Below are 14,622 nucleotides of genomic sequence, written 5' to 3' on the forward strand. Positions count from 1 at the left end.
GTGAGCCCCCGTGCCCGCAGCGGCGTCCTGATTTGCGCTGATACCTCGCCCCGCATGGGGACGGGGCACGTGATGCGCTCCCTCGCCCTGATCCAGTCCTGCCGGGCGGCGGGCATCCCGGTTCACCTTGCGAGCCGGATGGATGTCTCCTGGGTGCGCGAGAGGCTGGCCACCGAGGGAGTCCCCTTTTCCCCGTTGTCCGACGCCATTCCCCGCCAGGAAAGCCCGGACGTGCTGCTGGCGCACATCCGGCAGACGGGGCTGGACCCGGCCTGGGTCGTCCTGGACGGATACCACTTCGGCCCCGACTGCCAGAGCGCCCTGCGCGAGGCGGGCTACCGGGTCCTGGTGGTGGACGATTACGCCCACCAGCCCGTGTATCACTGCGATGCGCTTTTGAACCAGAACCTGGGGGCCGAGCATCTCTCCTATCACGGCGACATCGGCCTGCGCCTGTTCGGCCCGCGTCATGCGCTCTTGCGCCGGGAGTTCCGGGAGGCCCAGCGCTCCGTCACGCCCCACTGCGGGAAGACGCCGGTGCGCAGCCTTCTGCTGACCTTTGGCGGGGGCAGCTTTGCGGACGTCCTGCCGTCCCTGGCTCCGGCGCTGGCCCAGCCGGGCCTGGCGGGCTGCACCCTGCGGGTGATCGGCGGCTCCATGAGGGAGCGCCAGGTCCGGGAGGCCCTGGAGGACTGCCCGGCCCGGGTGGAGGTTCTCTACCAGGTGCGCGACATGCCCGCCCTGATGGAGCAGACCGACCTGTGCATCACCGCCGGCGGGTCCACCTGCTGGGAGCTGTGCGCCCTCGGGGTGCCGTTCCTGACCGTCGAGATCGCCGAGAACCAGCGGGCCGCCATCCGGGAGCTGGAGCGCTGTGACCTGGCCTGGCCCTTCAGCGCGGACCGGCTGGCGGGGTTCCTTGCCTCCCCGTCCCTGACCGCCCGGGTTTCGGAGCGGCTGCTGGCCATGGGTGTGGGCGCGGGCGAGGCCGAGCTCATGCGCCTGTTTTCCTCTCCTGCCCTCGCGCTTCGGGACGTGGGGCCGGGGGACTGTGACCCTCTGCTGGACCTGGCCAACGACCCGGCAGTTCGGGGCAACTCCCTGACGACGGACGCCATCGCCCGCCCGGAGCACGAGGCCTGGTTTGCCCGCATGCTGGCCTCCGGGCAGCCGTTTTACATCCTGGAGGCCGACGGCCGCTTTGCCGGGTATGTGCGCTTCAGCGTCAGCGGGCGCCGGGCCACCGTGAGCATCGCCCTGTCCGCTTCCGTCCGGGGGAAGGGGATTGGTGCGCGCGCCCTCTCCCTCGCCCTCGCCCGGCTGTTCGCCTCCGGGGCCGCCGACCGGGTCGAGGCGGTCGTTGTCGCATCGAACGCCGCGTCGGAGCGCCTGTTCCGCCAGGCGGGGTTCACCCTCCAGCGGGAGTGGGGTGAGGGCGGCCGCACCCTGTTGCTGTTCACGATGGATGCCGCCACGTTCGGGAAAGAGTGATGATGAACGCCACCCGCTTTGACCAGTGCCTGAAAGGCCCGTCGCCCCGGGCCTACCTGATTGCCGAGGTCTCGGCCAACCACAACGGCAGCATCGAGCGGGCCGAGGCCATTATCCGTGCCGCCGCCGAGTCCGGGGCCGATGCGGTCAAGCTCCAGACCTACACCGCCGACACCCTGACCCTGGCCTGCGACAACCCGTTCTTCCGGATCCAGGGCACCCTGTGGGAGGGGCGCACTCTCCACGATCTTTATCAGGAGGCGTTCCTTCCCTGGGAGTGGCATCCGCGCCTGATGGCGCTGGCCGCCGACCTGGGGCTGGACTGCTTCTCCACGCCGTTCGATCCGACGGCGGTGGCGTTTCTCGAGGATCTGGGGGTTCCGCTCCACAAGGTGGCCTCCTTCGAGGTGGTGGACATCCCCCTTCTGAAGACCATCGCCCGGACGGGAAAGCCCGTTATCCTGTCCACGGGCATGGCCACCCTTGCGGAAATCGACGAGGCCGTGCGCACCTTGCGCGACAACGGGACGCCGGAGCTGGTCCTGCTGAAATGCACCAGCTCCTACCCCGCTCCGGTGGAGGAGGCAAACCTGCGCACCATTCCCCACCTGTCGGCAGCGTTCGGCTGCCCGGCGGGGCTGTCTGACCACACCCTGGGCAGCACCGTGGCGCTGGCGGCGGTATGCGTGGGGGCCCGGGTGGTGGAAAAGCACTTCACCCTGTCGCGGGCCGACGGGGGGCCTGACTCCGCCTTTTCCATGGAGCCGCACGAGTTCCGCAGCATGGTGGACGCCATTCGCACCGCGGAAGCGGCGCTGGGGACCGTGTCCTACGACCGCACCAAAGCCGAGCAGGGATCGGTGGTGTTCCGCCGGTCGCTGTTTGTGGTGGCGGATGTGCGGGCGGGGGAGCCGTTCACGGCCCAAAATGTGCGGTCCATCCGGCCCGGGCATGGCCTGCACACCCGTCATTATGACGAGGTTCTTGGGCGCCGGGCCCGGTGCGACATTGCCCGGGGCACGCCCCTGTCGCGGGATCTGATCGACTGACACGGGAGCGCCCGGCCCGGCGCGGCAGGGCTCCTGTGTGGGCCAGTGGTCGCGGGTGTGGTCACAGGCGTCAGGCGATCACTTTCACCACCTGCTCCACCGGGCGGCGGGTCTTGGGCCGGGCGGGGCCCTCGGCCTGGTAGCCGAACACGACCATCGCGGCAATCCCGAAGGTTTCCCGGTCCAGGTGGCCCTCGGCGGCCATCAGGGCTTCGAGCTTGTCCTTGTTGAAGCCCTCGATCGGGCAGGAATCGATCCCCATCAGGGCCGAGATCATCAGCATGTTCTGCATGGCCAGGTAGCACTGGCGGCAGGCCCACTCGAAAAAGGCCCGGTCATTGCCGGTCAGCTCGAAATCGTTGGTGACGAAGTCCCGGTACTTTTCCAGCCGCAGGGCCAGAGGCTCCCCCGAGAGATGCTGGGTGTCCGCCATGATGGTTTTGCCCACATAGGGGCTGTCCGGCATCAGGGAGGCTCCCTTGCGGGCCAGGATCATGACCACCCGGCTGGCCCCGGGCATCTGGCGCTGAACGCCCCAGGCGACCTCGGCGATCTTGCTGCGGAGGCCGCGGTCCTCGATGACCAGGAACTGCCAGGGCTCGAGCCCCAGGGAGGAGGGGGCCATGCAGCCCGCTTCCAGGATGGCGGCAAAGTCGGCGTCGGACACGGCCCGCTCGGGATCAAAGACCTTGCAGGCAAAGCGCGAACCGAGGGCGTTCTTGAAGGCTTCGGCGGCCGGTGTCATGGCGGGAGAATCCTTGTGCTGCAAAAATGGGTACGACTGAGAATTGCGGGCCGGGCCGGTTCGGTCAAGAGCCTTCCTTGCGGACGAAACTGGCCATGACCTTGCGCCGCCCCGCGTGGCGGAAATCGATTTCCAGGCGCTCGCCCGAGACATCGACCACGGTGCCCGGGCCAAACTTGTCGTGGTGGACCCGGTCCCCCCGGGCATAGGTCCCGGTGCTTTTGCGCGGGGCCTCCGCCCAGGGCGTGCCGTCGGACTCGAACACCCGTCCGCGCGACAGGCTCTGGTGGGCGGGCTGCTGCCAGCCGCCGACCTGTCCCCAGCCCCCGGGGGCGGGGCGGTAGCCCTGCGCTCCGGAGCCGTAGACGCCGGTCTCGCTCTGGCGCTCCAGAAGATGCTCCGGGAGCTCGCCCAGGAAGCGCGACGGCATGCACACCCGCCAGTCATTGAACAGGCGCCGGCTTCCGGCGTGGGTGATGTACAGGCGCCGCTTGGCCCGGGTGATGCCCACGTAGGCCAGGCGCCGCTCCTCCTCCAGGCCGTCGGCGCCGCCTTCCTCCAGGGCCCGCTTGTGGGGGAAGGTCTCCTCCTCCCAGCCGGGCAGGAAGACGGTCTCGAACTCCAGCCCCTTGGCGCCGTGGAGAGTCATCAGGGTGATGGCGTCCTCTTCGGCCCGGGCCTCGTTCTCCATGACCAGGGAGACGTGTTCCAGGAACTCGCCCAGGGTCTCGAACTCCCGCAGGGCGCCCACCAGCTCCTTGAGGTTTTCCAGGCGGCCCTCGGCGTTCGGAGCCTTGTCCTTGCGCCACATGTCCGTGATGCCGCTCTCGTCCAGGACCAGGGCGCACAGGTCCGAGGGGCTGCGGTCCATGGCCATCAGGCTCCAGCGCGACACGTCCTCGAGGAAGCGGCCGAGAGCGTTGCGGGCGGCGGGGCGCAGCTCGTCGGTCTCGAGGATGCGGCGCGAGGCCTCCACCAGTCCGATGCGCTCAAAACGGGCCAGGCGGTTCAGGGTCTGGACCGTGGCGTCCCCGATCCCCCGGCGGGGCAGGTTCACGATGCGCTCGAACGCCAGCGAGTCGGCGGGCTGGTGGATCAGGCGCAGGTAGGCAAGAGCGTCGCGGATTTCCTGGCGCTCATAGAAGCGCGGGCCGCCGATCACCCGGTAGGGAACTCCGGTGCGGATCAGGTGTTCCTCGAACTCGCGGGTCTGGGCGCCGGTGCGCACCAGGATGGCCATGTCGTTGAGGGCGTGCCCCCGGCGCTGGAGGGTCTCCACCTCCTCGACGATGCGCCGGGCCTCCTCGCCGCCGTCCCAGACGCTGAGCACCTGCACGGGCTCGCCTGCGGGGGCGCTGTCGTCGGCGGCGCGCAGGTCTTTGCCCAGGCGGCCCCGGTTGCCCCGGATCAGGGCGCTGGCCACCTCCAGGATGGTGGGGGTGGAGCGGTAGTTGCGCTCCAGCCGGATGACGCTGGCTCCGGGGAAGTCGTGCTCGAAGCGCAGGATGTTCTCCACCACCGCGCCGCGCCAGGAGTAGATCGACTGGTCATCGTCCCCCACGCAGCAGATGTTCCCCGAGCCCTGCGCCAGAAGGCGGAGCCACAGGTACTGGGCCACGTTCGTGTCCTGGTACTCGTCCACCAGAATGTAGCGGAACTGCCGGTTGTAGTGGGCCAGCACATCCGGGTGGCCGGTAAAGATGGTCAGGCAGTGCAGGAGGATGTCGCCGAAGTCCACGGCGTTCAGGATGCTCAGACGGTCCTGGTAGGCGGTGTAGAGCGCGGCCAGCTTCCCGCCGGCAAACGCGTTGCCCTTTTCCGAGGGGGGCAGGGTGTCGGGCCGGTAGCCCCGGTCCTTCCAGCGCTGGATGAGCCCGCCCGCCATCTGGGGCGTCCACTTCTTGATGTCGATGTCGTCGGCTTCCATGATCTGCTTCAGAAGCCGGACCTGGTCGTCCGTGTCCAGGATGGTGAAGCCGGGCTTCAGGTTCACCAGCTCCGGGTGGCGGCGCAAGATGCGCAGCGCCAGGGAGTGGAACGTGCCCAGCCAGACCGACTCGGCGGCCGGACCGATCAGGCTCGCGGCGCGCTCGTGCATCTCGCGGGCGGCCTTGTTGGTGAAGGTCACGCACAGCACGTTCCAGGGCTTCACCGCGCAGGTGGCCAGAATGTAGGCAAGCCGGGTGGTCAGGACGCGGGTCTTGCCCGTGCCCGCTCCCGAAAGCACAAGGACGGGCCCCTCGGTTGTGGTGACGGCCTGACGCTGCTCGGGGTTCAGGGACTCAACCCAGGGAGGGGTCACCGTGGCCGGCGGGGCCGGGACGAGGTCATCGTCCAGCGAAAAGGGATCGTTCATTCGACTCTCGTGAGAAAAACCTGGACCGTGAACGTCCGCGGATGTGCGTCGCCCGGTGAATATGGGGGCCGGAATGCCGTTGCACGAGGGGACGTTTGGGTTATCGTTACCATGCTCCGGCTCAAAAGGGGGAGGAATCGACGCCGTGGAACGAAAAAACAGGGTGCCGCATCCGGGAGAAGTCCTGCAACGCACGTTCATTGATCCCAACGGGCTGGGGATCAACCAGCTTGCGCGCTATCTGGGGGTGCCCGCGGGGCGCGTCAGTACCATTGTCAACGGGCAGCGGGCGGTCAGCGCGGACACGGCGGTCCGTCTCGCCCGCTTTTTCGGCACGACGGCGCTGTACTGGATGAACCTCCAGGCCCGCTATGACCTGGCGCAGGCGGAGGAGAGCCTCGAGAGGCAGGCGGCGGCGCCCATTCCGACCATGGCCGAGGTGCTGGCCCAGCCGGCCCCGGTTGCGGCTCCGGAAAAGAAGGAGGGGCGCTCGTTCTTGGGCTTCCCCTTTCGCAAGGGCGGCTGAGGGTCGGGGCGGTTCAGGGCGCGGCTGGGGCTGAGGTCCAGTTCATCGCGGGCCGGGGGCGCCGTGCCGCTTGCGCGCCAGGTGGAGTGCGGAGGCACAGGCGTTCCCGCCGTGGGACCGGCGCTCCGGGTGGGGGCTCCGGGGTCTGTTTGAGCCGGGAGCGGGGCGTGCGCCCACACAAGTTCCTGCTGAGGGCGCGGGTGCCCCCGGGGCGTGGCGTCCCGGTTGGTGGTGTTCCCGTCCCTCTCTCAGAGCTCGCCCCTCATTGTGCCCCGCATGGAGTCGCGCCGTTGGGACGCCGGGGTGGCCCCGGCCGCCGATGTCCTTTCGGACTCGGGGTGGCCCGGCCGCCAATCTTCTGTCGGGTTTGTGGTCCGATAACCCGCGAGGGCGTGTCCCGCCCCCGATCCCCTGTCGAGCTCCCCGTCCGTTTGCCCCATAAAAAAAACCGCCCGGCGCGTTCGCTACCGAGCGGTTTTTTTCATTCAGGCGGTGTTACAAGAACACCATCCCTACCCGAACCTGGGGATTAGTGACCCCGGGCGGTCCAGCCCTCGACGAGCGGCTTCAGGAGGGTTTCGCTGAACGGGCTGTTGAAGACGTGCAGGTGCACGACGATGGCGACGAGGGTCGCGACAGCCGAGGAAAAGAACAGCGCGTGAGCCGGGTTAACGATGAGCCAAACTCTCCACATGCCTTTATCTCCGAACATGGGTCTTTTCTCCGAAAAAAAGAAGGTTGCCGTGGTGTATTCTGCAGATCCGGTCAGACCGGAGCGCAAAACTTAGAACCAGGGAACGTAGCTGAAAACGACGACGTGGAAGCAGACAGCGCCCAGCAGGAAGCCGGCGAAGCCGCGCATGTACCACTCACCGAATTCCATCGCTTCTTTTTCAGTGAGGCCCGACGGGTAAACTTTGGTATTGTCAGCCATTGGATTTTCCCTCCAAAGTGCAGTGCACATTAGCCCTTAGAGTAACGCCAGGTAACGTAATTGCTCCCTGACACTCGACAGACGATCAGGATGTCATTCCCGGTTTCGACAAGCGAATGGAACCTTCTTCCTGACCCTCACCAGGCGGCCCTGAATATTGAACTGCTCCGGTGCCTGTGAGACGGACAATAGCAGGATTGTGGCAGGTGTCAACCTGATTTCCGAAAAAAGACATGACATCGCCACATTTGGGCGGTTGGGATGTTTCCTTGTTTTTCAAGGTGTTACGGGCGATTTTCCCGGCGCCCCGGATTTTTTCCAGCGTTAATCTTTTTAAAGGCGCTCTTAAATCCGGCGGGTTCGGGGGGCGGAAATGCGTCAAACGGGGCCCGGATCGCCCCGCTCACCCCCCGGGAGTCCGCCCGGAATCGCCTGAAACCGGGTTCGTGGTGGCTCCGCAGTCCTGGTGCAGCCCTGATTGGGACGTCCCGGCGCCGCAGGTCCGGCATTTCCAGGGTGGGCCGCGCCGGATTTTTTGCGCCGGACCCTCAATTCGGGGTCGTCCGCCGAAATCGTGGTGGTATGATGGCGCGCCGGAGGCCGAATCGCACGCGGGCCGGGGCGGGGCGTCCTGTTCCCTGTGCCACGTGCCGCCCGTCCGCCGGTCCGAATATCGATCTGGTTGGGTTGTTAATCTGCGGAAGGCTTGAAACCACTATGAAGACGATACTCGTTCTCGGAGCCGGCGGCTTCCTGGGATCCCGAATCGCCCGTTTTCTGGCGGCACAGGACGGCATGACCGTGCGAGTCGGCCACCGGGGCAACACGGTTGACCTGCCCGCGGGCCCCGCGTTCCAGCCTGTCATGGCCGATCTCCTTGACGTGTCATCCCTGGAAAAGGCCTTCGATGGCGTGGATGTGGTCGTCAACGCGACCCGCGGAGACCGGCTGGTTTCGGTCAACGGTGTCCAGGCCATTCTTGATGCGGCCCGCACGAAGGGCGTCCGAAGGGTGGTTCACCTCAGCTCGGCGACGGTCTACGGCCGGGCGACCGGAAGCGTGACCGAGGACGCGCCGCTCGATCCGATCCAGGACAGCGATGACGAGGAGACCCTCTGGAAGGTCGAGGCCGAATCCCTGTGTGCCCGGTGTGCGGGTCCGGACCTGTCGGTCGTGGTCCTGCGTCTGCCGGTGGTCTTCGGGGCGGGCGCCACCCACTGGGCGGGCACCATGGCCCGTCGGCTTGCGGAGCGGCGCTGGGGCACCATCGGCGAGTTCGGCGAGGGCCTGTTCAACGCCATCGACCCGCAGGACGTGGGGTCGGCCGTTGCGGCGGCGGCCACCGCGCCCGAGACCGTGGGGGGCGTCTACAACGTGCGCGGTCCGACCGTGACGTCCTGGAACGACTACTTCCGGTCCTATAATGCGGCGCTGGGCTTCGGGGAGCTTGCGCCCCTGTCCATGGGCCGGTTCGGCTACGGCTACCTGTTCGGGGGCCTGACCCGCAAGATGGTCGGCGCCCTGCCGGTGAGCGGGACGGTTCGCGACGCGCTCTCGCCGGACGTCCCCACCACGGCGGAGCTGGACCGCTTCCGCTTCGATGTGATTTACGCAACCGACAAGGCCGCCCGGGACCTGGGCTGGACCCCGCAGGTGCCTCTGGAGCAGTCCATGCAGGAGGCCGCCCGCTGGGCCATGGAGACGGGCCGCGCTGACACCGCCGGGGCAGCCCGCCCCATTGTGACACGGTCGGGGGCATCCGGCTCGGACAACACCAGCGGCGGGCCGGACGCCGCGCAGGAGGGCGCAAAAGCCCTGGGAGAGGAAGTCATGGCTCTTGGCGAGCATCTCAGGAAAGGCGTGGGGGTCTTTGCGAAGACCCTGAAGGACGTGGGCGGGACTCTGGGCGACAAGATCCGCGACGTGAGCGAGGATCTCGGCGACAAGCTGAAGGACGCGGCTGAGAAGACCGGTGGTGACTCGGCCGGTTCCTCTGACGGCACGAAAAAGGCCGGGGGGCTGGGAGAGATCTTCCGGGCCGCCGCCGAGCGCCGCATGCAGCTGCGCGAGGAGATCCAGGCCGAACCCGGGACCGGGGGCGATGCCGGGGAATCGGAGAAGCGCCCCCTGGGCCAGCGCCTGTTCCCCAGCCACATCATCTTCAAGAAGATGCCCGAGGGCGGGCCGGACGTCTCCCTGGGCGAGGCCCTTCTGGAGCTCCGGGGCAAGAAGGTGGACCTGGACGCCATGACCCCCGAGGAGCGGGACGCCTACAAGGCCCACCTCGAGGCCAAGGCCCGGCTCTTTTCCAAGGTGTTCCCGAACCTGATCGCTACCGGCGACGCCAAGGACGAGAAAAAGCCCGGCGCGGCGGGCAGCTCGAACGCGGCGGCCGGGTCGGACACCAAGCCCGGCAGCACGGGCAGCGGCTCCGGGACCGGCGCAGCGTCCTGACACTTCGGGCGCCTCTCCGGTCCGGTCCGGGGAGGTGCCTGTTCGCATGACAGCGGGCCCGGGGCTCCCGAGGCTCGAAGGCGCAGGCCCCGACGGCCCGCCGGGTGGGTACAGGCCCGGCCCGGGCCTTTCGGGGCCTTTCTTTTTCTCCGATGTTTCGCGTTGCCCGAGTCCCCGCCCGGTTTTGCCCCCGCTCCGTCCGGGGGAATCGCCCCGCGTGCCAGCCCCGGGCCTGCCGCCCGGTGTCAGGGCGCCCGTCCGACCATCCGTCCGATTCTCCCGTCCCGGGTGGCCGGCCAGCCCTCACCGGGGCCCGTGTCCTCGTCTTCCGGCGTCGGGGCCGCACCCAGCGTCCGTTCGCAGCATTCTGCCGATTCGCACTGTGATTTTTACGTTCATTTCGGGGCTGCGACACGTTCTCTGCGCGAGCCCCCTTTTCTTTTCCGGAAAAATAACCATATAATCCGGGGTCGAACTCACTTTCGACCTCTTAAAAACGGAAGTAATATGATTTTCAAAACGAGGACGAAACGAAAACCGTAAGGCCGGGGCACCCCTGTTGCCCCCCTGGCAGCGTCCGGCCCTGTTTCGGGCGCTCCCTGACCGGCGGAACCAGTCCGGTCCCCTTCCGGTGTTTCCGTCCGCTCAGCACGTTTTGATCAGCGTCGGGTCTTCTATCCTGTGCCGGACGCCTGAGAACCCTAGGCGCGCACGCCTTGACTGTGCGTGGCCGCCCAGTCTTGAATGACGCGCACTTCTTGCGCAACCCCGAGATTAATCATGGCTTTTCTTTTCAGAAACCGGAGCTGGTTCTACCTGGCGATGGCTATTGTTCTGGAAGTCAGCGGAACCGTTACCATGAAAGTTGCCCATATGCAGGGCAGCGGACTTTCGCCGGCCTCAGCTCTGATGCTGATGTATGTCCTGATCGGCTTTTCTTACGCTTTTCTTGCTCTTGCTGTGACCCGCATGCCCATTGGCGTCGCCTATGCCTTCTGGGAGGGGATCGGCCTGAGCGTGATTACTCTGGTTGGCATCTTCGCCCTGGGCGAGGTGTTCACCTGGCAGCGCTTCCTGGCCCTTGCGGCCATCGTGGCCGGTGCGATCCTGATCCATAACGGCACCGCCATGACTCCGAAGAAGAAAAAGGGCCGCGTGGCCCGCAGGTCCTCGACGGCCACCGAGCCCCTGACGGCCGGTGCCACCAGCGGGAGGACTGTCGGATGACCGAGATGGGCGCTCTTTTCTCCCTGGCCCTTGTGGCGGTGGTTGCCGCCGCGGGCTTGGACATCGTGGCCAACGCCGCTCTGGTGAAGGCCCAGGGCTTCCGCAAGCCCTTCTACACCCTGGCCGCCGTGGCCCTGATCTGTACGGCCTTCACGGGCCTGGCCTACGCGGTTCGGACCATGGATCTCTCGGTGGCCTACGCCCTGTGGGGCGGCTTCGGGATCCTGGGCACCTCCCTGATGGGAGCCGCCTTCTTCGGGCAGAGACTGCGCCCGAGTGCGGTTCTGGGGATGGGGCTTCTGATTGGCGGGATGACCACGCTTCACCTCTCGTAAGTCGGGCCCCTGCGGCAGCGGCCGTTCCCTCCGGGGAGCGGACCGCTTGCCGCCCCGGACCCCGGGCATGAAAAAACCCCTCCGGAAAACCGGAGGGGTTTTTGTTGTCTTGGCGGTGACGGTCGATCAGACCTTCAGACCGAACCCGGCAAAGCGCTTGTTGAACTTCGCCAGCTGGCCTCCGCTGTCGATCAGGCGCTGGACGCCGGTCCAAGCCGGGTGGGACTTGGAGTCGATGTCGAGCCGAAGCGTGTCAGCCTTCAGGGTGGAGCGGGTTTTGAACTCGCTGCCGTCGGTCATTGTCACCGTAATTTCGTGATAATCCGGGTGGATATCTTTTTTCATGGTACCGCTCTCCCGCACAAAAGAGGTCGCCTTATAGCGAAAGACGCACCCGCGTGCAAGACAAATGAGCCCGAAAGGCGAAAAACCGGGCGTTGTGCACACGGGGGTGTCGCCTCCGGGGTGCCGCAGGGCGGCAGGATCCCGGAGGGTGGGTCCGACTCCCGGACGGTCAGGGCCGGGGCGGGTTCTGGTAGAAAAAGCGCCAGCGGCGACGGCGGTACCGGTGGGCCGGGTCGTCAAAGTACTGTCGCGTCATGCGGAACACCACCGGCGACAGCAAAAGCAGGGCCACCAGGTTGGGCAGCGCCATCAGCCCGTTGAACAGGTCGGCGGTGTCCCAGATGAAGTTCAGCTCCAGCATGGCGCCAAGGGGCACCACCAGGGTGAACAGGATCCGGAACGGCAGGGAGATGCGCTCCCCGAACAGGAACATGGCACAGCGCTCGCCGTAGACGCTCCAGCCCAGGATGGTGGAGAAGGCGAACAGCACGATGGCCAGGGTCACCATGTAGCGTCCGGCCTCGAAGCCCGCGATCGAGGGCAGGGCCGCGCCGAAGGCGGTCATGGTCAGGGTGGAGCCGGATCCCGCGCCCGGCACATAGACCCCCGAGAGCAGGATGACCACGGCGGTCATGGTGCAGATGACGATCGTGTCCAGGAACGGGTCGAGCATGCCCAGGAAGCCCTGCCGGACCGGGCTGTTGGTGATGGCGGTGGCGTGGGCGATGGGCGCCGAGCCCATGCCCGCCTCGTTCGAGAACATGCCGCGCGCCATGCCGTACTGCATCGCCACCAGGATGGCCGATCCGGTAAGTCCGCCCACCACCGAGTCCGGCGAGAAGGCGTGGGTGAAGATCATCTGGAAGACCGTGGGGATCATCTCGTAATGGATGATCATGATGGTCAGGCCAAAAATGATATAGAACAGCGCCATGAAGGGGACCAGCACCCCCGCCACCTGGCCGATGCGCTTCAGGCCGCCCACCAGAACGGCGCCCACCAGGAAGAAGACCACGGCTCCGGTGGCCCAGGGGGGCACGTCCAGAAGGGTCTCGAGGTTGGTGGAGATGGCGTTGACCTGGGTCATGTTGCCGATCCCGAAGCTCGCCACCGCGCCGAAGAAGGCGAACAGCAGCGCAAGCCAGGTCCACTTTTTGCCCAGCCCCAGGCGGATATAGTACATCGGCCCGCCCACGTACCGGCCCCGGTGGGTCACCACCCGGAAGCGCACGGCCAGGAAGGCCTCGCAGTACTTGGTCGCCATGCCCACGATGGCGGTGCACCACATCCAGAAGATGGCCCCGGGGCCGCCCAGGATCAGGGCGGTGGCAACGCCCACGATGTTGCCCACCCCGACCGTGGCGGCCATGGAGGTCATCAGGGCGTTGAACGGGGAGAGCTCACCCTTGTGGCTGGCCTCGTGCTTGCGCCCGGTCCACAGGTAGCGGAACGCCGGGAACAGGTAGAGCAGCGGCATGAAGCGCAGGCCGATCATCAGGTAGAGACCGGCACCCAGCAGCAGCGGAATGAGAAGCCAGGGGCCCCAGACGAAGGCGTCCGCCAGCTTGATGTAGTGGTGGAGCGTGGAGATGAAGTCCGAATCGGCGGGCAGGGTGGTCATGAGAACCCCTCTTTTTGCACGGGAGCCAGGGGGATTGGGGGCGATCCCGGTAAGGTTGGCGCTGGAATATAAAACCCGGAGCCGAGTGAAACATACGGATTCGCGGTATTCAAGCCAAAGATCGCGGAGCGCGCGCGGAGTCGGGGACTCGGGGGGCCGGGGAGGGGAACGGTGCCCCGACTCGGGAGGGGAATGGCGCTGGTCGGATGGGGAGAGGTGCCGGTCGGAAGGAAGGGGAGAAGGGAGAGCCCTCAGGCACCGGGGCGGACGCCGTTGCAAGGTATCCGGGATGGCCGCTGCTGCATGGGGCCCCGGGGGGCGGCGGAGGTGCCGGAGCCGTGCGCTCTCGCCGGGCAGATAGTGTTGTGCCGCCGCCAGCCTTCCGGGTGCGCGCTGCCCGGTCCTATGCGGGTGAGGCGGGCGCCAGGGGCAGGGTGTAGACCAGGGCGTCCATCCGGGTGCCGTCCTGGCGCCGGTAGTAGCCGGGGCGGCATCCCGAGTGCTGGAAACCGCGCCCCGTATACAGGGCGATGGCGGCTTCGTTGTCCCGGGCCACTTCCAGGTGCAGGGCCTCGGTTCCCCGGGCCTCCAGCACGTGGGCGATCTCGTCCAGGAGCAGGCGTCCGATGCCCAGGCGCTGGCAGCGTGGGTCCACGCAGATCACGGCGATTTCCGCCTCGCCGCCGGCGTCCAGGATCATGGCCATGCCAACGGGGCCGCTGTCATCGGAGGCGAGAAAGGCGGTCATGCCGGGCAGCTGGGTCAGGGCGGTGATCTCGTCCGCGGTCCAGGGGCGCTCGCCCCGGGGAGAGAACGCGGCCCCGTGCAGGGCGGACAGGGTGGGGGCGTCGGCGGCCCCGGCGATGCGGATCGTTACGGAGGCAGGGGTCAGCTCCAAAGCCGGCCCCCGTTGGGCGCGGGGGTTGCGTCCGCGCTTCGCAGGTAGAGGGGTGTGGTGGGCGCGGGGCGCTGCTCGCTGCGGGCCAGGCGTGCCAGGCGGCGGGGATCGGGATACAGGATGGCGTCCGACTCCAGGGGTTCGCCGTCCACCAGAAGGACGGCCTCCCGCTCCAGGGTGCGGGGCACAACCGCGCCTTCCCCAAGGGCGGCGGGAAGACCTGTGGGGGTCCGTCCCTGGAACGCCTGGCAATAGGCGTCGCCGCGTTTGGTGTCGATCAGAACCTCCACCCGGGCGTCGGGCCGGGCGTCCAGGGCGGCGTCGGCCAGAACCTCGAAGGTGGTCAGGCCCAGGACCGGGCAGCCCATGGCAAGGGCCAGCCCCCGGGCGGTGGACAGTCCCACCCGCAGGCCCGTGAACGAGCCGGGGCCTACGGTTACGGCCACGGCCTCCACGCTGCGGGGGTCGACGCCGGTCCGGTCCAGAAGCTCGCCAACCAGGGGGACCAGGGCCTCGGCCTGCCCGCGCAGCATGGGCCGCACGAGACTGAGGCTCCGCTCCGGTGCCGAGGGATCGTCGAGAGCTACGGAACAGGCGCCCATGGAGGTGTCCAGGGCGAGAATGAGTCCGGGGCGGGTCAT

General features: G+C 67.4%; 14 protein-coding genes. 6 read left to right on the forward strand and 8 right to left on the reverse strand.

The genetic code is table 11. The annotated features are described in order from the left end of the window. Together pseG and pseI are read left to right on the forward strand one after the other, a co-directional pair. Positions 1 to 1,491 carry a UDP-2,4-diacetamido-2,4,6-trideoxy-beta-L-altropyranose hydrolase gene (gene pseG, locus IHV25_RS06675; RefSeq protein WP_192534341.1) on the forward strand — a complete coding sequence of 497 codons (1,491 nt, stop codon included), beginning with the start codon at positions 1 to 3 and terminating at the stop codon, positions 1,489 to 1,491. Next, entirely contained in the window at positions 1,491 to 2,540 is a 1,050-nt protein-coding gene (pseI, locus tag IHV25_RS06680; RefSeq protein WP_192534342.1) for a pseudaminic acid synthase, read from the forward strand. Before pseG ends, pseI begins: the two co-directional genes overlap by 1 nt. Before the next feature lie 70 nt (positions 2,541 to 2,610). Here pseI and IHV25_RS06685 read toward each other — a convergent pair whose 3' ends face one another. Next, on the reverse strand, positions 2,611 to 3,285 hold the full coding sequence (locus tag IHV25_RS06685) for an NAD(P)H-dependent oxidoreductase (RefSeq protein WP_192534343.1): 675 nt from the start codon (positions 3,283 to 3,285) through the stop codon (positions 2,611 to 2,613). 64 nt (positions 3,286 to 3,349) lie between these two features. Continuing rightward, entirely contained in the window at positions 3,350 to 5,641 is a 2,292-nt protein-coding gene (locus IHV25_RS06690) for an ATP-dependent helicase (RefSeq protein ID WP_192534344.1), read from the reverse strand. A gap of 145 nt (positions 5,642 to 5,786) precedes the next feature. Here IHV25_RS06690 and IHV25_RS06695 point away from each other — a divergent pair, with 145 nt between their 5' ends. Next, on the forward strand, positions 5,787 to 6,167 hold the full coding sequence (locus IHV25_RS06695) for a HigA family addiction module antitoxin (RefSeq protein WP_338048600.1): 381 nt from the start codon (positions 5,787 to 5,789) through the stop codon (positions 6,165 to 6,167). A 529-nt stretch (positions 6,168 to 6,696) separates the two neighbouring features. Here IHV25_RS06695 and IHV25_RS06700 read toward each other — a convergent pair. Both IHV25_RS06700 and IHV25_RS06705 read right to left on the reverse strand, forming a co-directional pair. Further along, positions 6,697 to 6,879, reverse strand: coding sequence for a light-harvesting protein (locus IHV25_RS06700; RefSeq protein ID WP_242018851.1), 183 nt, complete (start codon positions 6,877 to 6,879; stop codon positions 6,697 to 6,699). A gap of 72 nt (positions 6,880 to 6,951) precedes the next feature. Beyond that, positions 6,952 to 7,101: a light-harvesting protein gene (locus IHV25_RS06705; protein WP_242018852.1), complete on the reverse strand. Its 150-nt coding sequence runs from the start codon at positions 7,099 to 7,101 to the stop codon at positions 6,952 to 6,954. A gap of 717 nt (positions 7,102 to 7,818) precedes the next feature. Here IHV25_RS06705 and IHV25_RS06710 point away from each other — a divergent pair. The 3 genes from IHV25_RS06710 (at position 7,819) to IHV25_RS06720 (ending at position 11,117) form a co-directional block, all read left to right on the forward strand. Next, positions 7,819 to 9,555, forward strand: coding sequence for an NAD-dependent epimerase/dehydratase family protein (locus IHV25_RS06710; protein ID WP_192534347.1), 1,737 nt, complete (start codon positions 7,819 to 7,821; stop codon positions 9,553 to 9,555). A 780-nt stretch (positions 9,556 to 10,335) separates the two neighbouring features. Then, positions 10,336 to 10,782: a DMT family transporter gene (locus tag IHV25_RS06715; RefSeq protein WP_192534348.1), complete on the forward strand. Its 447-nt coding sequence runs from the start codon at positions 10,336 to 10,338 to the stop codon at positions 10,780 to 10,782. Further along, on the forward strand, positions 10,779 to 11,117 hold the full coding sequence (locus IHV25_RS06720; protein ID WP_197974980.1) for an SMR family transporter: 339 nt from the start codon (positions 10,779 to 10,781) through the stop codon (positions 11,115 to 11,117). The genes IHV25_RS06715 and IHV25_RS06720 overlap by 4 nt, the downstream gene beginning before the upstream one ends. Positions 11,118 to 11,243: 126 nt before the next feature. On the opposite strand, the gene rpmE is transcribed toward IHV25_RS06720, so the two are convergent. The 4 genes from rpmE to tsaB all read right to left on the reverse strand — a co-directional run bounded on the left by rpmE (position 11,244) and on the right by tsaB (position 14,622). Further along, entirely contained in the window at positions 11,244 to 11,462 is a 219-nt protein-coding gene (gene rpmE / locus IHV25_RS06725; protein ID WP_192534349.1) for a 50S ribosomal protein L31, read from the reverse strand. Positions 11,463 to 11,631: 169 nt separating this feature from the next. Next, a complete protein-coding gene (locus IHV25_RS06730) occupies positions 11,632 to 13,083 on the reverse strand; it encodes an alanine/glycine:cation symporter family protein (protein WP_192534350.1) in 1,452 nt (483 codons plus the stop codon). A gap of 403 nt (positions 13,084 to 13,486) precedes the next feature. Then, on the reverse strand, positions 13,487 to 13,981 hold the full coding sequence (locus IHV25_RS06735) for a GNAT family N-acetyltransferase (protein WP_192534351.1): 495 nt from the start codon (positions 13,979 to 13,981) through the stop codon (positions 13,487 to 13,489). Beyond that, positions 13,972 to 14,622, reverse strand: a complete 651-nt coding sequence (tsaB, locus tag IHV25_RS06740) for a tRNA (adenosine(37)-N6)-threonylcarbamoyltransferase complex dimerization subunit type 1 TsaB (RefSeq protein WP_192534352.1) — start codon at positions 14,620 to 14,622, stop codon at positions 13,972 to 13,974. The genes IHV25_RS06735 and tsaB overlap by 10 nt, the downstream gene beginning before the upstream one ends.

The sequence above is a fragment of the Phaeovibrio sulfidiphilus genome (assembly GCF_014861485.1).
Taxonomy (GTDB): Bacteria; Pseudomonadota; Alphaproteobacteria; order Rhodospirillales; family Rhodospirillaceae; genus Phaeovibrio; species Phaeovibrio sulfidiphilus.